The 17,165-nt window shown below is 65.4% G+C and carries 17 protein-coding genes; 11 read left to right on the top strand and 6 right to left on the bottom strand.

Annotated features, from left to right (window positions below):
• The 4 genes from AC3ANW_RS07085 to serA form a co-directional block, all read right to left on the bottom strand.
• Positions 1 to 1,005 carry a tripartite tricarboxylate transporter substrate binding protein gene (locus AC3ANW_RS07085; RefSeq protein ID WP_488344487.1) on the bottom strand — a complete coding sequence of 335 codons (1,005 nt, stop codon included), beginning with the start codon at positions 1,003 to 1,005 and terminating at the stop codon, positions 1 to 3.
• 54 nt (positions 1,006 to 1,059) lie between these two features.
• Positions 1,060 to 1,791, bottom strand: coding sequence for an SDR family NAD(P)-dependent oxidoreductase (locus AC3ANW_RS07080; RefSeq protein WP_488344486.1), 732 nt, complete (start codon positions 1,789 to 1,791; stop codon positions 1,060 to 1,062).
• Positions 1,788 to 2,315 (bottom strand): 2,4'-dihydroxyacetophenone dioxygenase family protein, encoded by a 528-nt coding sequence (locus AC3ANW_RS07075; RefSeq protein WP_488344485.1) that lies wholly within the window; start codon positions 2,313 to 2,315, stop codon positions 1,788 to 1,790. Before AC3ANW_RS07075 ends, AC3ANW_RS07080 begins: the two co-directional genes overlap by 4 nt.
• A 118-nt stretch (positions 2,316 to 2,433) precedes the next feature.
• Positions 2,434 to 3,681 carry a phosphoglycerate dehydrogenase gene (serA, locus tag AC3ANW_RS07070; protein ID WP_488344484.1) on the bottom strand — a complete coding sequence of 416 codons (1,248 nt, stop codon included), beginning with the start codon at positions 3,679 to 3,681 and terminating at the stop codon, positions 2,434 to 2,436.
• Between the two features lie 261 nt (positions 3,682 to 3,942).
• Here serA and ugpB point away from each other — a divergent pair, with 261 nt between their 5' ends.
• The 6 genes from ugpB to AC3ANW_RS07040 are packed head-to-tail and all read left to right on the top strand — an operon-like array spanning position 3,943 to position 9,424.
• Positions 3,943 to 5,253 (top strand): sn-glycerol-3-phosphate ABC transporter substrate-binding protein UgpB, encoded by a 1,311-nt coding sequence (gene ugpB / locus AC3ANW_RS07065; RefSeq protein WP_488344483.1) that lies wholly within the window; start codon positions 3,943 to 3,945, stop codon positions 5,251 to 5,253.
• Positions 5,254 to 5,256: 3 nt separating this feature from the next.
• A complete protein-coding gene (gene ugpA / locus AC3ANW_RS07060; RefSeq protein WP_488344482.1) occupies positions 5,257 to 6,144 on the top strand; it encodes a sn-glycerol-3-phosphate ABC transporter permease UgpA in 888 nt (295 codons plus the stop codon).
• Positions 6,144 to 6,995: a sn-glycerol-3-phosphate ABC transporter permease UgpE gene (ugpE, locus tag AC3ANW_RS07055; RefSeq protein ID WP_488344481.1), complete on the top strand. Its 852-nt coding sequence runs from the start codon at positions 6,144 to 6,146 to the stop codon at positions 6,993 to 6,995. The genes ugpA and ugpE overlap by 1 nt, the downstream gene beginning before the upstream one ends.
• A 12-nt stretch (positions 6,996 to 7,007) precedes the next feature.
• Entirely contained in the window at positions 7,008 to 8,024 is a 1,017-nt protein-coding gene (locus AC3ANW_RS07050; RefSeq protein WP_488344480.1) for a sn-glycerol-3-phosphate import ATP-binding protein UgpC, read from the top strand.
• Positions 8,021 to 8,770, top strand: coding sequence for a glycerophosphodiester phosphodiesterase (ugpQ, locus tag AC3ANW_RS07045; RefSeq protein ID WP_488344479.1), 750 nt, complete (start codon positions 8,021 to 8,023; stop codon positions 8,768 to 8,770). Before AC3ANW_RS07050 ends, ugpQ begins: the two co-directional genes overlap by 4 nt.
• A 21-nt stretch (positions 8,771 to 8,791) precedes the next feature.
• Complete coding sequence (locus AC3ANW_RS07040) at positions 8,792 to 9,424, top strand: GDSL-type esterase/lipase family protein (protein ID WP_488344478.1); 633 nt, start codon at positions 8,792 to 8,794, stop codon at positions 9,422 to 9,424.
• Here the strand turns inward: AC3ANW_RS07040 and AC3ANW_RS07035 are convergent, their stop codons facing one another.
• Positions 9,425 to 9,697: a hypothetical protein gene (locus tag AC3ANW_RS07035; protein WP_488344477.1), complete on the bottom strand. Its 273-nt coding sequence runs from the start codon at positions 9,695 to 9,697 to the stop codon at positions 9,425 to 9,427.
• Between the two features lie 108 nt (positions 9,698 to 9,805).
• Here AC3ANW_RS07035 and hemA point away from each other — a divergent pair, with 108 nt between their 5' ends.
• The 5 genes from hemA to AC3ANW_RS07010 all read left to right on the top strand — a co-directional run bounded on the left by hemA (position 9,806) and on the right by AC3ANW_RS07010 (position 14,505).
• A complete protein-coding gene (hemA, locus tag AC3ANW_RS07030; RefSeq protein ID WP_488344476.1) occupies positions 9,806 to 11,104 on the top strand; it encodes a glutamyl-tRNA reductase in 1,299 nt (432 codons plus the stop codon).
• Between the two features lie 109 nt (positions 11,105 to 11,213).
• Positions 11,214 to 12,302, top strand: a complete 1,089-nt coding sequence (gene prfA, locus AC3ANW_RS07025) for a peptide chain release factor 1 (protein ID WP_488344475.1) — start codon at positions 11,214 to 11,216, stop codon at positions 12,300 to 12,302.
• A complete protein-coding gene (gene prmC, locus AC3ANW_RS07020) occupies positions 12,302 to 13,138 on the top strand; it encodes a peptide chain release factor N(5)-glutamine methyltransferase (protein WP_488344474.1) in 837 nt (278 codons plus the stop codon). Before prfA ends, prmC begins: the two co-directional genes overlap by 1 nt.
• 48 nt (positions 13,139 to 13,186) lie before the next feature.
• Complete coding sequence (grxD, locus tag AC3ANW_RS07015; protein ID WP_488344473.1) at positions 13,187 to 13,504, top strand: Grx4 family monothiol glutaredoxin; 318 nt, start codon at positions 13,187 to 13,189, stop codon at positions 13,502 to 13,504.
• A gap of 107 nt (positions 13,505 to 13,611) precedes the next feature.
• Positions 13,612 to 14,505 carry a hypothetical protein gene (locus tag AC3ANW_RS07010; protein ID WP_488344472.1) on the top strand — a complete coding sequence of 298 codons (894 nt, stop codon included), beginning with the start codon at positions 13,612 to 13,614 and terminating at the stop codon, positions 14,503 to 14,505.
• A gap of 33 nt (positions 14,506 to 14,538) precedes the next feature.
• Here the strand turns inward: AC3ANW_RS07010 and AC3ANW_RS07005 are convergent, their stop codons facing one another.
• Complete coding sequence (locus tag AC3ANW_RS07005) at positions 14,539 to 17,094, bottom strand: ABC transporter permease (RefSeq protein WP_488344471.1); 2,556 nt, start codon at positions 17,092 to 17,094, stop codon at positions 14,539 to 14,541.
• Positions 17,095 to 17,165: the final 71 nt, after the last annotated feature.

Raw genomic sequence — 17,165 nt, 5'->3', positions numbered from 1 at the left:
TCAGTTCTTGATGTCGAGTTTCTGGATGAGTGTCTTGAAATAGGCGCTGTCCTTGGCGATCACCGTCTTGAAGGTGGCGTCGTCGGCATAGGCGAAACCCAGGTTCTGCTTGTCCAGTACTTCGCGGAAGCTGGCTTCGTTGGCGATCTTCTCGCTGGCGGTCTTCAGGAAGGCGATGACTTCGGGCGGCGTGTTCCTGGGTGCCGCGATGCCGCGCCAGGTGCCGATCACCAGGTCGATGTTGCGTTCCTTCAGCGTCGGCACCTTTTCGAACAGGCCCTTGATGCGCTGGTCGGCCATGACCGCCAGCGTCTTGAGTTTTCCGGCCTGCACGAAGGTGGTGACCTCCGCGGGGCTGACCGCCACCGCGTCGATATGGCCGCCCATCAGCGCCAGCACCGCCGGGCCTGCACCCTGGAAAGGCGTGTGATTGAACTTCACGCCGGTCTTGTCTTCCAGCGCGGAAGCGGCCAGATGCCAGATGGATCCATTGCCGGCGTTGCCGACGCTGATCTTGCCGCTCTCGCTTTTTGCTGCGGCCAGGAATTCCTCGATGGTGTTCCACGGTGCGTCGGCGCGCACGGTGATGGCGGCCTGGTCGGCGTTCAGGCGGGCGACAGGCGTCAGGTCTTCGTAGTTGAACTTGGCCATGCCGAGCGGCGGCAGCGTGATGAGTTCGACGGTAATGACCGCCAGTCGGTAGCCGTCGGGACGCGAACTGATCACGTCCTGCCAGCCGATGGCACCGCTGGCGCCGGGCTTGTTGACCACCAGCACCGTCTGAGGGATGTATTTGCGGGCAGCGTCGGCATAGGCGCGAGCCAGGGCGTCGGTGCCGCCGCCCGGCTGGAAAGGCACCACCAGTTCGATCGGTTTGTTGGGATAGCCGTGGTTCGTCGCGCTTGTCGCCGTCTGGGCGGCGACGGGGCCGGCAGCCATCAGGCAGGCGGCGGGCAGCAGGGCCAGCGTCGCCAGGCGGCGCAGATTCGAGGTCAGTGTTTTCATTCGGTTTGTCTCTGTTGGTCTGGGTTTTTTGCGGGGCAGAAGAAACGACGTTGATCAATAGGTGGCGCGCCCTCCCGACAGGTCGAACACCGCACCCGTGTTGAAGGAACACGAACCCGAGCACAGCCAGGCCACCATCTCGGCGACTTCGCTGCTCTCGCCCAGCCGCCGCATGGGCGACTTGTCGACCATGTTCTGCACATGCGCCGCCGACATCTGCGCCAGGATCGGCGTGTTCACCGCCGCCGGTGCGATGGCGTTCACCAGCACGCCGGTCGTCGCCAGTTCCTTGCCCAGCGACTTGGTCAGGGCCAGCACACCGGCCTTGGCCGCGCTGTAGGCCGATGCGTTGGGCGTGCCTTCCTTGCCGGCCAGCGAGGCGATGTTGACGATGCGGCCGCGGCCCGACGCGCGCAGGTGGGGCACCGCCGCACGGCAGACGTTGAAGGTGCCGACCAGGTTGACCTCGACGATGCGGCGCCAGGTGCCGGGGTCGTAGGCATCCAGCGGCACCGTCGGCCCGGCAAAACCGGCGCTGTTGACCACGAAATCGATGCGTCCGAAGCGGCCGACGACCCCGGCCGTCGCCCGCTCCACGGCAGGCAGGTCGGTCACGTCGAGCTGCCAGGCATCGTCCTCTGCCGACGCGGTGTCGAACGACGCCACCCGAGCACCGTGCCGACGCAACTGGTCGACCACCTCGGCACCGATGCCGCTCAGTCCGCCGGTGACGACCGCCACCGCGCCGGTGAAGTCGTAGCGGGCATGGCCGTAGGGAGAGGTCATCGGATGAACTGCTGGGTGTAGTCAGCGCCCAGGCCCACCGCCTCGAAATGCTTGCGGCACATGTCGATCTTGGTGAAGACGTCCTCGTAACCCATGCCCTTGCCCCAGGGATCGGTGTAATACATGACGCCGTTCACCTGGAAGTAGGTGATCATTTCTTCCACGTCTTCCGGCACGTAGAGCGTGTGGGTCTCGCCCGGCGGTTCGAACACATAACTGCCTTCGGTCGCCTCCCAGTCGTGTTCCAGGTAACGCCAGCGGCCCTTCAGAACAAAACCGTGCACCGCCTGCGGATGGCGATGCCTGCTGAGCACACCCGACTTGCGCACCTTCAGCAGGTTCATCCAGTAGCCCTGGCTGGCGTTCAGGCAGAGCGGACGGAACCAGACGTTCTCGCCCTGCGGAACCCACAGGCGCTCGTCGGTCGGAATGGCGTTGGGGATGACGATTTCCGGCCGCGCATCCGGCGGGTTCGGATATTGGTAAGGCGTCATCGGGTTGGAATCCGTAGCTTCGAGCGGCATCTAGTTGTCCATATCGTGGATATATGTCCACATGATAGACAGCCGGATTCAGGCTCCAGAATGGCAAAAACCCTCGGTCGAACCTCGACCGAGGGTTTTCAATCAGCGCCGGAGCGGACTAGAAAAGCACGCGGCTGCGGATGGTGCCTGGCACGGTGGCCAGCTTCTGCTGGGCCACTTCGGACGATGCGCCGTCCATGTCGATCACCACGTAGCCGATCTTTTCGTCGGTCTGCAGAAACTGCGCCGCGATGTTGATCTGGTTCTCGGACAGGATGCGGTTGATTTCCGAGAGCACGCCCGGGCGGTTTTCATGAATGTGCAGCAGCCGGTGTTTGCCGGGGTGGGCCGGCAACGCCACTGCAGGAAAGTTCACCGATGAGGTGGTGGTGCCGGTATCGCTGTAGCGCACCAGTTTCTCCGCCACTTCCAGGCCGATGTTGGCTTGGGCTTCCATGGTCGAGCCGCCGATGTGCGGAGTCAGGATCACATTGTCCAGCCCACGCAGCGGCGACTCGAACTCCTCGGTATTGCTGCCCGGCTCCTTGGGGAATACGTCGAGCGCAGCGCCCAGCAGCTTCTTGTCGCGTATCGCCTGGGCCAGCGATTCGATGTCGACCACGGTGCCACGCGAGGCATTGATCAGGATCGAATGGTGTTTCATGGCGGCGATCTCGGCGGCGCCGATCATCCATTGCGTGGCCGGCGTCTCGGGCACGTGCAGGGTGAGGATGTCGCTGGTAGCGAGCAGTTCGCGCAGCGTCGGCACCTGGCGCGCATTGCCTAGCGGCAGCTTGCTGACGACGTCGTAGAAAGCCACGTGCATGCCCAGGCTTTCGGCCAGCACCGACAGCTGCGTACCGATGGAGCCGTAGCCGACGATGCCCAGCGTCTTGCCGCGAATCTCGTACGAGTTGGCGGCCGACTTGAGCCAGCCGCCGCGGTGGGTGATGGCGTTCTTTTCGGGAATGCCGCGCAGCAGCAGGATGGCTTCGGCGAGTACCAGCTCGGCTACCGAGCGGGTGTTGGAATAAGGCGCGTTGAACACCACGATGCCGCGCTCGCGGGCGGCGTTCAGGTCGACCTGGTTGGTACCGATGCAGAAACAACCCACCGCCACCAGCTTGGGCGCGTGGGCCAGCACGTCGGCGGTCAGCTGCGACTGAGAGCGGATGCCCAGGAAATGCACGTCCTGCAGGCGCGCCTTGAGTTCTTCACCCTGCAAGGCCTTGGGCGCCGTCTCGATCTGGCTGTAACCGGCGTTCTTGAGCGTTTCGACTGCCGAAGGGTGCACACCCTCGAGCAGCAGGATCTTGATCTTGGCCTTGTCCAGTGAGGTCAGCGACGTTGGCGATGTTTTGGTCATGATGTCCGCAAAGGTTGCCGGTGGCCCGGAGAGGGCGGAAATCCTAGCATGCGGCACCGCAGCAAACGGCCGGCATCGAGATGCATCAACAGCCGCGGCAGGGTCTTGCACGCGAAGGGTTTGCCCGCTTCGGAATGTCCTCCGGAAAGCGGCAAAATGACGGTCACAAAATTTACACGCAATCGTCATTTACACGGAACCGTCACAGGTGCCCGCCAACATGTTCGGTTTGCTTCATCCTCATCCAGGAGACTTTTCATCATGACGACCAAGACACTCGCCGTCGCCGCTGCGCTGGCCGCCACCCTGGCCACGGGCGCCCAGGCCCAGACCGAAATCCAGTGGTGGCATTCGATGACCGCCGTGAACGGCGAATGGGTCAACGACCTGGCGAAGCAGTTCAACGAAAGCCAGAAGGAATACAAGGTCGTGCCGACCTTCAAGGGCAGCTACGACGAGTCGATGACCGCTGCCGTGGCCGCCTTCCGCGCCGGCAACGCGCCCGACATCCTGCAGGTGTTCGAAGTCGGCACCGCCACCATGATGGCCAGCAAGAACGCCATCGTGCCGGTCACCAAGATCATGACCGACGCGGGCTACAAGTTCGACCCGAACGCCTACGTCTCCGCCGTGGCCGGTTACTACACCGCACCCAACGGCCAGATGCTGAGCTTCCCGCTCAACAGCTCGACCACCATCTTCTATTTCAACAAGGACGCCTTCAAGGCGGCCGGCCTGCCGACCGACAAGGCGCCGTCGACCTGGCCCGAAGTGGTCGCCGCAGCTGCCAAGCTGAAGGCCAGCGGCCACCGCTGCCCGTTCACTACCGCCTGGCAGGGCTGGACGCAACTGGAAAGCTTCTCGTCCTGGCACAACGTCGAATACGCTACCAAGGGCAACGGCCTTCAGGGCCTGGATGCACGCCTGAAGGTCGATTCGCCGCTGCACCTGCGCCATATCGAGAACCTGGCCAACATGGCCAAGCAGGGGCTGTTCGTCTACAAGGGCCGGGGCAACGTGCCCGAGGCCAGCTTCGTGTCGGGCGAGTGCGCCATGATCAACACGTCTTCCGGCTTCTACGGCAATGTGGCCAAGAACGCCAAGTTCGCCTACGGCCTGGCTCCCCTGCCCTATTACCCCGATGTCGCCGGCGCGCCGCAGAACACCGTCATCGGCGGTGCCAGCCTGTGGGTGATGGCCAACAAGAAGCCTGCCCAGTACAAGGGCATCGCCACCTTCTTCGACTTCATCTCCAAGCCCGAGATCCAGTCGGCCAGCCACAAACGCACCGGCTACCTCCCGGTGACTACCGCAGCCTACAAACTCACCGAAGAATCGGGTTTCTACAAGCAGAACCCCGGCACCGACGTGGCCGTCACCCAGATGATCCGCAAGGTGACCGACAAGAGCCGCGGCATCCGCCTGGGCAACTACGTGCAGATCCGCACCATCGAGGACGAAGAACTCGAACAGGTGTGGGGCGGCAAGAAAACCGCCAAGGAAGCCCTGGACTCGATCGTGAAGCGCGGCAACGAGCAGCTGGAGCGTTTCCAGAAGGCCAACAAGGGCTGACCGATGGCGAGTGAAAAACGCGTCCAGTTCAAGTCTTCCTGGCTTCCCTGGGCGCTCATCGCACCGCAGATGGCGGTGATCCTGGTGTTCTTCTTCTGGCCTGCGGGCCAGGCGCTGCTGCAGTCGCTGCAGCAGCAGGACGCCTTCGGCACCTCGACCGAGTGGGTGGGCCTGGAGAACTTCCAGCGCCTGTTCACCGACCCGGGTTACCTCGACACCTTCAAGACCACCGCGATGTTCTCCGTCCTGGTGGCCGCGCTGGGCATCACGCTGTCGCTGCTGCTGGCGGTTTTCGCCGACCGGGTGGTGAAGGGCGTGACGGCCTACCGCACGCTGCTGATCCTGCCGTACGCGGTGGCGCCGGCCGTGGCCGGCGTGCTGTGGGTCTTCATGTTCTCGCCGGCCCTGGGTGTGGTGGCCTACTGGCTGGGCAAGCTCGGTTTCGACTGGAACCACCTGCTCAACGGCGGGCAGGCCATGACGCTGGTGGTGCTGGCTGCCGTGTGGAAGCAGATCTCGTACAACTTCCTGTTCTTCGTGGCCGGCCTGCAATCGATTCCAAAGTCGCTGATCGAAGCGGCTTCCATCGACGGTGCCGGACCGTGGCGCCGCTTCTGGAGCATCCAGCTGCCGCTGCTGTCGCCGACCACCTTCTTCCTGCTGGTGATGAACGTGGTGTACGCCTTCTTCGACACCTTCGGCATCATCGACGCAGCCACTCAGGGCGGCCCGGGCAAGGACACTTCCATCCTGGTCTACCGGGTGTATTACGACGGTTTCAAGGCCATGGACCTGGGCGGCTCGGCTGCGCAGTCGGTGGTGCTGATGTTCATCGTGGTGGTGCTCACGGTGTTCCAGTTCCGCTACGTTGAAAAGAAAGTGAACTACTGATGGTCGACCGTCGCCCTGCCCTCACGGTCCTGTCGCACCTGGTCATGGTGCTGGGGGTGCTGATCGTGGCATTCCCGCTGTACCTGGCCTTCATCGCCTCGACCCATCGTCCGGAAGAAATCGTGCAGTTGCCGATGCCGCTGATTCCCGGCGACTACTTGTGGGAAACCTACAAGGCCGCCCTGTTCGGCCGCGACACCGGCGCCGGCTCGCATGCGCCGGTGGCCCGCATGATGTGGATCAGCCTGGTGTCCGCGCTGGTGATCGCCATCGGCAAGATCGCCATCTCGCTGCTGTCGGCGTTCGCCATCGTGTACTTCCGTTTCCCGTTCAAGAAGCTGGTGTTCTGGATGATCTTCATCACCCTGATGCTGCCGGTCGAAGTGCGCATCTTGCCGACCTACCAGGTGTTGTCCGATCTGAACATGCTCAACAGCTATGCCGGCCTGACGGTGCCGCTGATCGCCTCGGCGACCGCGACCTTCCTGTTCCGCCAGTTCTTCATGAGCGTGCCGGACGAACTGGTCGAAGCTGCCCGCATGGACGGCGCGGGCCCGATGCGTTTCTTCATCGACGTGCTGCTGCCGCTGTCGGGCACCGCCATGGCCGCGCTGTTCGTCATCCAGTTCATCTACGGCTGGAACCAGTACCTGTGGCCGCTGCTGGCCACCACCACCGAGGACATGTACCCGGTCGTGATCGGCATCAAACGCATGATCGGCGGCGGCGATGCCCAGAACGAATGGAACATCGTGATGGCCACCGCATTGCTGGCCATGCTGCCGCCGGCCATCGTGGTGGTGGCGATGCAGAAATGGTTCGTGCGCGGACTCGTGGACACAGAAAAATAAGCTCCGAATCACATGGCAAATCTCTCATTTCGCAACGTCATCAAGCGCTACGGCCGCGGCACCAAGTCGCTGCAGGTGATCCACGGCATCGATGCCGAAATAGCCGATGGCGAATTCATCGTCATCGTCGGCCCCTCGGGCTGCGGCAAATCCACGCTGCTGCGCATGGTCGCCGGCCTGGAAGACATCTCCGACGGCGAGATCCGCATCGGCGACAAGGTCGTCAACGACCTGGAACCGGCCCAGCGCGACATCGCGATGGTTTTCCAGAACTACGCCCTGTACCCGCACATGAGCGTGTACGACAACATGGCCTACGGCCTCAAGATCGCCGGCCAGTCGAAGGAAGAAATTAAGCAGCGTGTCGACCGCGCTGCCGGCATCCTGGAACTCGGGCATCTGCTGGAACGCCGGCCGCGCGAACTGTCCGGCGGCCAGCGCCAGCGTGTCGCCATGGGCCGCGCCATCGTGCGCCAGCCGCAGGTGTTCCTGTTCGACGAACCGCTGTCCAACCTGGACGCCAAGCTGCGCGCCCAGACCCGCATCGAGATCCAGAAACTGCACCGTGAACTGGGCATCACCTCGCTGTTCGTCACGCACGACCAGGTCGAGGCCATGACCCTCGCGCAACGCATGCTGGTGATGAACGGCGGCCGTGCCGAGCAGTTCGGCACCCCCGAAGAGGTGTACCACCGGCCGGCATCGACCTTCGTCGCGAGTTTCATCGGCTCACCACCGATGAACCTGATGAAGAACGCACCCGGCGGCGTGGCGGGCAGCATCACCGGGATCCGCCCCGAACACCTGGACATGGTGCCGGCCAGCACGCCCGGCGCGTGGACGCTGCAGGTCGACACCGTCGAACTGCTGGGCGCCGAACGCCTCGTGTACGGACGCGTCGGCGACGACCCGCTGATCGTGCGCATCGAGGAAAACGCGCCGGTGCCGGCCACCGGCGACAACTGCTTCATCCTGCCCCGCGCCGACCGCCTGCATGCCTTCGACGCCGACACCGGTAAACGCCTGTGAAAACCGCTGCAGCCTGGCCCTTTCCTTTCTGGGTCGCCCATCGTGGGGCCGGCAAGCTGGCGCCCGAAAACACCCTGGCGGCCTTCCGGCTCGGCGCTGAATACGGCTGGCGCATGTTCGAGTGCGATGCCAAGCTCAGTGCCGACGGTGTGCCCTTCCTCATGCACGACAGCGAACTGGAGCGCACCAGCAATGGCCACGGCGTGGGCGGCAGCCTGGCCTGGTCGGCCCTTTCGCAACTCGACGCCGGCAGCTGGCATTCGCGCAGCTACGCCGGCGAGACGCTGCCCACACTCGAAAACGTGGCGCGTTTCTGCCTGCGCAACGGCTATCTGCTGAACATCGAGATCAAGCCCACGCCCGGCGTGGAGCGCACCACCGGCGAAACCGTGGCGGCCCTGGCGTCGAAGCTCTGGGAGGGCGAACCCATCCCGCCGCTGCTCACCTCCTTCAAGCCCTATGCGCTCGAAGGCGCGCGCGCCAGCGCACCGCATCTGCCGCGCGGCCTGCTGCTCACCGAACTGTACGAAGGCTGGCTGGACCAGGCCCAATCGCTCGAATGCGTCGCGGTGGTCTGCCGGCATACCGAGTGGACCGCACAGGCCGTGGCAGCGACCCAGGCCGCCGGAATGCGGGCGCTTTGTTATACGGTCAACGACGAAGAAGCCGCCCGACGGGTCATGGGTTTCGGCGTCGATGGCATCATCACCGACCGCATCGAACTCTTCGCGCCCGCGCAGGCCTGACCCGCCGGCTGGGCCACCAGCATGAAAAAATCCAGCTTTGTTTCCCGCTCCGTAGCCGCCCTTTTGGCGGCCACTTTCGGATACGGCGCCTGCCAGGCCCAGGGCGAGCCTGCCGTGGCCTTCGATCCGGCCAAGACGACCACTGTCGTGCTGGGTGACAGCATCACTTTCGGCGGCTGGTGGTCGAACAACTTCCGGGGCCAGAACATCGCCAACAAGGGCATCCCGGGCGACGGCACCGAAGGCATGCTGGGCCGGCTGGGGCCGGTGCTGGCCGCCAGGCCCAACAAGATCCTGGTGCTGGCGGGCATCAACGACCTGCTGCGTGGCCGGGCTCCGCAGGAGGTCGCAGCGACCTACCGGCAGTTGCTGACGGAACTGTCGGCATCGGGCAGCAAGATCTATGTGCAGTCGACCTTCTATGTCGCGCCGCCGATGCCGCTGGCGGTCAACGAACGGGTCGCCGCGCTGAACGTCGCGATGCGCCAGTTTTGCGAACAGTCACGGCGCTGCATCTACCTGGACCTGAATTTCGTGCTGGCGCCGGCCGGCCAGCTGCAGCCCGGCTTCACCGTCGACGGACTGCATCTGAACCAGGCGGGCTACGAGGCCTGGTTTTCCCAGTTGAAGGGCATGCAACTGCTGCTGCCCTGATCAGCTTTTCCAGGCCTGGCGCAACGCACATTCGCTGAGGGCGACGGCAGCGACCAACACGCCCCACGTGGCCATCTTTCCGTCGCTGCCCAGCAGCAGCCAGCCGAGCAGCATGACCGCCAGCCCCACGCCGAAATCGCAGGCCAGCCGTTTCGGCCAGCGGGCGCCTCGCGCCGGAGCCAGCATTCCGCCGCACAACACGGCGGCCGCCGCCATCCACAAAGCCGGCAGGCAGAAATTGGCCAAATGGCCCAGCAGGTTTGTAGCGGTCATGCGACGGGGATTGCCTGAAAAGGAAACGGGAATGCACTTATCACGGTAATAGCCTCGGACATACACCAAGGTTCACCAACAAATTCCCACAAATTTTATAATCCGCGGATGGCAGTCTGGGCTCTCGGTCTCAATCACACTACCGCCCCGCTCGATCTGCGTGGGCGGTTTGCGTTTGCGCTCGACCGCATCGCGCCCACCCTGCAAGGGCTGCGCCAGTCTTTCCAGGTGTCCGGCGGCCAGCGCCATCCGTCGGTGGAAGCGGCCATCCTTTCCACCTGCAACCGCACCGAGGTCTATTGCGCCGGCGACACCGCCGCCCTCGAACACACCTTCGAATGGCTGGCCCGGGCCGGTGGCGTTTCGCCGGCCCTGCTCCGGTCACATGCCTATTCCCTCGAAGGCGGCCTCGCGGCCCGGCATGCCTTCCGTGTCGCCAGCGGACTCGATTCGATGGTGCTGGGCGAGGCGCAGATCCTCGGCCAGATGAAGGACGCGGTTCGTGCCGCCGAAAGCGCTGGAGCGCTGGGCACCACCCTCAACCAGCTTTTCCAGCGTTCGTTCGCGGTCGCCAAAGAGGTCCGAACTTCCACCGAGATCGGCGCGCATTCCATCAGCATGGCCGCCGCCGCGGTACGCCTGGCCGGCCAGCTGTTCGAAGATCTCGGCCAGATCCGCATCCTGTTCGTGGGCGCGGGCGAGATGATCGAACTGGCGGCCACCCACTTCGCCGCCAGGAACCCCAGGTCCATCGTCATCGCCAATCGCACCATGGAGCGGGGCGAGCGCCTGGCGACCCGTTTCAACGGCCAGGTGATGCGCCTGACCGACCTGCCCGAACGGCTGCACGAGTTCGACGCCGTCATCAGCTGCACCGCCAGTTCGCTGCCGCTGATCGGGCTGGGCGCAGTGGAACGGGCGCTCAAGAAACGCAAGCACCGCCCGATGTTCATGGTCGACCTTGCGGTGCCTCGCGACATCGAACCCGAAGTCAAGGCGCTCGACGACGTCTACCTCTACACCGTCGACGACCTGGCCGGCGTGGTGCAGACCGCGCAGGCGCACCGCCAGGCCGCGGTGGCGCAGGCCGAATCCATCATCGACACCGGCGTGCAGAGTTTTCTGCACTGGATGGACGAACGCAATCCGGTCAACGGCACCGTGCCGCTGATCCGTCAGCTGAACGCCCGGGCCGACGCCTGGCGCGCGGCTGAAATCGCCCGTGCGCGCAAGAACCTGGCACGCGGCGACGATGTAGAGGCCGTGCTCGAAGCCCTTTCCCGCGGGCTCACACAAAAAATGCTGCACGGCGCCATGGCCGAACTGCATGCCGGCGACGCCAGCCAGCGTGAAGCCACGGCGCAGACCGTTTCACGCATCTTCCTGCGCAGCGAAACCAAGCGGTAGCGGCGCTCGCCGACTGTCTTCGGCCGCCTGCATGGTTGGGGCGGCCACCGCCCCGGGCCGCATCGGCCTTCCCCAGAATTACCTAGCGTGCCCAGCACGCCATCGCGCCTTGAAAGACTTTCTCCGTCACCAGCTCGACCGTTATTCCGTCCGGCTCGAAGAGCTCGACTTCCTGCTGTCGCGCGAAGACATCATGGGCGACATGCTGCAGTACCGCGTGCTGTCGCGCGAACACGCCGAAGTGACCCAGATCGCCGGACGATTCGCCCGTTACCGGCAGCGCGAATCCGACCTGGCAGAGGCTCGCGAAATGCTGGCCGACCCGGACATGGCCGAGATGGCGACGGAAGAAATCGCATCCGCCGGAACCGAGCTCGGCCAGCTCGAAGCCGAGTTGCAGCGCCTGCTGCTGCCCAAGGATCCCGACGACCGGCGCAACGCCTTCATCGAAATCCGCGCCGGCACCGGCGGCGACGAATCGGCCCTGTTCGCCGGTGACCTGGCCCGCATGTACACCCGGTATTTCGAGCGGGTCGGCTGGAAGTGCGAGGTCGTCAGCGCCAGCGACAGCGAAATCGGCGGCTACAAGGAAATCGTGTTTCGCGTGGAAGGCGAAAACGCCTTCGGCCGCCTGCGTTTCGAGTCCGGCGGCCACCGGGTGCAACGGGTGCCCGCCACCGAAACCCAGGGCCGCATCCACACCAGCGCCTGCACGGTCGCCGTGCTGGCCGAGCCCGACGAGGCGGTGGCGGTGCAGATCAACCCGGCCGACCTGCGCATCGACACCTACCGGGCCAGCGGCGCCGGCGGCCAGCACATCAACAAGACCGACTCGGCGGTGCGTATCACCCACATCCCGACCGGCATCGTGGCCGAATGCCAGGACGACCGCAGCCAGCACCGCAACAAGGCCAAGGCGCTGCAGGTGCTGAGCGCGCGTATACAGGAAAAGGACCGCAGCGAACGCGCCGCCAAGGACGCGGCCATGCGCAAGGGCCTGATCGGCAGCGGCGACCGCAGCGACCGTATCCGCACCTACAACTTCCCTCAGGGCCGACTCACCGATCACCGCATCAACCTGACGCTCTACAAGCTGGGTTTCATCATGGAAGGCGACCTGACCGAGGTGCTGGACGCCCTGCAGCACGCCCGTGAAGCCGAACAGCTGGCCGAACTCGAAGTGGGAGCCGCCAGCTGATGCCGACCATCACCGAAACCCTGCGAGCCGCCGCGGCCCGAGGTGTCGACCGACTCGATGCCCAGATGCTGCTGCTGCATGCAATGGGCCGCGACATCGGTGACCGCGCGTGGTTGCTAGCCCACGATGCCGATATACCGGACGACGCCGCCCAGGCCGGATTCCAGCGACTGTTGCAGCGCCGCGCCGACGGTGAGCCGGTCGCCTACCTGCTCGGGGAAAAGGAATTCTTCGGCCTTTCGTTGCAGGTCGATGCGCGCGTACTGGTGCCTCGACCCGACACCGAAACCCTGGTGAACTGGGCGCTCGAACTGCTGCCTGAAGACCATGCCGCCCGGGTGCTCGACCTCGGCACCGGCAGCGGTGCGATCGCCCTGGCGGTCGCATCCCGTCGCCCATCCGCGCAGATCGATGCGGTGGATGCCAGCGACGACGCCCTGGCCGTCGCAAGGGCCAACGCAGCGGCGCTGGCCCTGCCGGTGCAGTTTTTCGCCGGCAGCTGGTTCGGCGGTGCGCCGGAAGGCGTTCGCTACGAACTGATCCTATCCAACCCGCCCTACATCGCCGACGGCGACAGCCATCTGCCCGCCCTGCGCCACGAACCCCTGCAGGCATTGACCGCCGGCGCCGACGGGCTGGATGATTTGCGAGCCATCGTGGCCGGCGCGCCCGACCGCCTGTCGCCCGGCGGCTGGCTGCTGCTCGAACACGGCTGGGACCAAGCCGGAGCAGTGAGCGCACTGCTTGCAGCCGCAGGGCTTGAAGAAATACAAAACCGTACCGATCTCGGCGGGAACCAACGCTGTTCGGGCGGCCGCATGCCGCTGCACCGATAATTCCGCCCACTGTCTTTCCAATTTTCCGCCCCCTGCGAGGAGTCTCTTATGAGCGAAGCCCATCAACGTATTGCCGATATCGTCCAGTCCAGCGAAGTGGTGCTGTTCATGAAAGGCAACGCCAGTTTTCCGCAATGCGGTTTCTCCGGCCGTGCCATCCAGGTGCTGAAGGCCTGCGGCGTGGATCCCAAGTCGGTGAAGACCGTCAACGTGCTGGAGGACGACGAGATCCGCCAGGGCATCAAGACTTTCAGCCAGTGGCCCACCATCCCGCAGCTCTACGTGCGCGGCGAGTTCATCGGCGGCTCGGACATCATGATGGAGATGTACGAATCGGGCGAACTGCAGAAAGTGCTGTCCAGCTGAGCCTTGCGGTCGAAAGATCGTTTTGAACCCGGCCGTTTCGCCTCGCACAAGGCCGGCGTCCGGGCTCCGAACCACCATGAATCCCCCACCCGACCGGAGATTCATGTATGTCGCTCCCTCTTTCGAAACCATGGTTCGCGCCACATGACGCGACTCGCGGCGCATCGGTATCCAGCACGCCATTCGCGCAGGAAGACACCCTGCGTGGTTACGGCTCCATGCCGGAATTCACCCGCTACGCACTGACCCGTTCCACCCAGCACTCGCTGGGTTACCTGCTCCAGGAACGACCGGTCGACGCCTGCGTCCGATGGCGCGAACTGGCGCCGCCACGCAACCAGACGCCGACCTTTGCCGACCGGGTGGAAGCAGCGGAGCGCCAGTTGCCGGCGTTTGAATCGACCGAATGCGGCGAACGGTTCCTGCTGGACTTTCTCCAGGCCTGCCGCGAGCGGGGCGTTCCTCTCGACGCCGCCAGCGCACTGCTGGCCAGCGGACGCCTGACCGTCGGCGACATGCGAAATGATGGCCCGGGACCGGCGGCCGTGCGCAGCCGGTCCCTGGTCGACACCCTGCTGGCCTCGATCCGGCAACAGGGACGGGTGCTGCCGCTCGGCCATCCTGCGTTCCATCACACGCTGGCGGGTTATCTGCCGCACATGCGCCGCATCCTGGAAACGCTGGCCGGCCGTTCGGTGGTTCCGTCGACCATGGAATGGCAACTGGCCGACTACACCCATCGTCTCGGCCGTGTTTCGGAAATCGTCGAACGCCAGCAACTGGCCGGTGTCGATGATTTCTGCCGCCTGTTCATCGAACCGGAGCCCAACACCAGCGTCGCCAGGCAGCAGCGCGACTGGGATCGGCGACTGGCAGAACTTCCGCCCGCCACCAGTGCCGAGTGGCAGGCAAGGCGTCGGGCCGCGGTGGCCCTGGCTCCGATGCTCAATCCGCAGGTTGCGCAGCACCTGCTGGCAGCGATGGGCAACGCCGGCCGATAAGCAGCGGTGCGCCGCGCCCCAGTTCCCAGAGCCTTATTCCGCGGCGCGCCTCAGGGTCTCGACCACCGGGCGGCGCAGCACGTCACGCAGACCCCACCATCCCGCCGCCAGGGCCAGCACCGCACCGGCCAGTGCACCCTGCAGGGGCACGAGAGGCGAAGCCGTCCAGGCGAAGTCGAACGCGTAACGCGCCAGCGCCCAGCCGACCGCCACCGCCACCGCGGATGCCAGGAAACCGGCCAGCAGACCCACGCCGGCCAGTTCGGCCCGCTGCACCTGGCGCAGCAGCGAAGAACCCGCTCCCAGCGCCCGCATGATGGCGAATTCACGTGCCCGTTCGTCGCGCGTGGCCGTCACCGCGGCAAACAGCACGACGACACCCGCCGCCAGCGTGAAACCGAAGAGGAACTCAACCGCCCGGATCACCTGGTCCAGCACCCTTTCGATCTGCGCCAGCGTCTGGCCCAGGTCCACGCTGGTGATGTTGGGAAACTCGCGTACCAGCCGGTTGTCGAAACCCGCCGTGGCCGGAGCCTTGTAGGCGGCGAGGTAGGTCACCGGCACATCTTCCGGCAGCTTGCCTACCGGATACATGGCGAAGAAATTGGCCCGCATCGAACCCCAGTCGACCTTGCGCAACGAGGTGATGCGCGCCTCGTTCTGCGCACCGCCGATGTCGAACTGCAGCCGGTCGCCCAACTTCAGGCCCAGGGTGTCGGCCAGGCCCGATTCGACGCTGATCGCGCCGGCCTCATCGGGTGTCCAGGCACCCGCGACGGTCTGGTTGTGGGCGGGTTCGTCGCTGGCGTAAGAAAGGTTGAATTCACGCTCCACCAGGCGCCGTGCCCGGTCGACCGAATAGTCGGCTGCCGTCACCGGCTTGCCGTTGATGGCCACCAGCCGGCCGCGCACCATCGGATACCAGTCGTACTTCTGTATGCCCGCACTACGCAGCGCTTCCTGGAAGCTTTCTGCCTGGTCGGGCAGCACGTTGATGACAAACCGGTTGGGTGCGTCCGGCGGCGTGGCGGCGCGCCAGCTGCCGATGAGGTCGGTGCGCAGCAGCACCAGCAGCACCAGCGCCAGCAGGCCGACCGAGAGCGAACTGATCTGCACCACCGCATACACCGGCCGGGCCGAAATCTGCCGGGTGGCCAACACCAGCCAGCGCGGCGCGGTGCTTTCGTTGACGCTGCGCCGCAGCAGCTTCACCGCCAGCCAGCCCAGGCCGGCGAACAGCAATACCGCCCCGCCGAATCCGCCGACCGCGATCAGCCCCAGCGTGAGGTCACGACTGGCCACCACCAGCAGACCGGCAAATCCCGCCACGCCCAGCGCAAGCACACCGGCAGATGCCGGTTTGAGCCCTCCGACATCACGCCGTATCACCCGCAGCGCCGGCACCTGCGCCAGCTGCAGCACCGGCGGCAGGCCGAAGGCCAGCAGCAAAGTCATGCCCATGCCCAGGCCCAGCAGCGCAGGCCACACGCCGGGCGGCGGCAGGCTCGTCTCGACCAGTCCTGCCAGCAGCGAGACGAAGACGTGATGCACGACAAAACCGATCGCCACGCCCAGCAGGCTGGCCGCCACTCCGGCCAGCGCGAACTCGAATGCATAACTGCGGGCGATGACGCCCTGGCTCAGGCCCAGCACCCGCAACAGGGCGCAGTCGTCCAGATGGCGGGCGGCAAAACCGCGCGCCGCGAGGGCCACCGCCACGGCCGACAGCAATGCCGCCAGCAGCGACACCAGGTTCAGGAACTTGCCGGCGCGGTCCAGCGTCTGGCGCATCTCCGGCCGGCCGGTTTCGAGGGATTCGACCCGCAGGCCACGCACGCCAGGTTGCTCGGCCTGCAAGGCAGCCCACTGGCCGTAACGCCTGACCGGTGCGTCGGCGCCGGCCACGGCGAAACGCCAGTTCAGCCGGCTGGCCGGCTGCACCAGCCGCGTCGCTTCCAGGTCGGCGGCGTTCAGCATCACACGCGGCGAAAAACTCAGGAAACCGGTGCCGCGGTCTGGCTCGATGGCGATCACCCGTGTCATGCGAAAGGACTTGTCGCCCAGCAGCAACGTATCGCCGATCTTCAAGCCCAGCGTTTCGGGCAGGGACGGATCGACCCACACCTCGCCCGGCCCGGGCACCGCGCGGGTCGCGCCGTCGGGCGCGCCGGGCTGTTCGGCGACTCGCAGGCTGCCGCGCAGGGGATAGGCAGCATCCACCGCCTTCAAGGCCACCAGCTTGCTGGCGCCGCCCTGTTCGTCCGAGGCCCGGGCCATGGTCGGAAAGGTCACCGTGGTACTGCTCTTCAGCCCTTCTTTCCGGGCCTGTTCGGCAAAGGCGGCGGGCGCGGGGTTATCGCTGGCGACCACAACATCGCCTCCCAGCAACTGGCCGGCATCGCGCTGCAGGCCGGCCTGCAGCCGGTCGGAAAAGAAACCCACCGACGTCAGCGCTGCCACCGCCAGGGTGACGGCCACCACCAGCAGCCGCAGGTCGCCGCCGCGCAGATCGCGCAGCAAGGCGCGCCAGCCGAGGCTCCAGAAACGGGGTGCAGAGGAAGGGGTCACGCGCTGGGAAATACGTTTCACGCCGGAATTCATAGAGTTCATCCCGATTCTGGGGGGTTCGTCGCAGCGTTCGGCGACCGGAGCCGTCCGCC

The organism is Xylophilus sp. PBN-3R (genome assembly GCF_057747805.1).
This window is presented reverse-complemented; position numbering and strand designations above follow the sequence as displayed.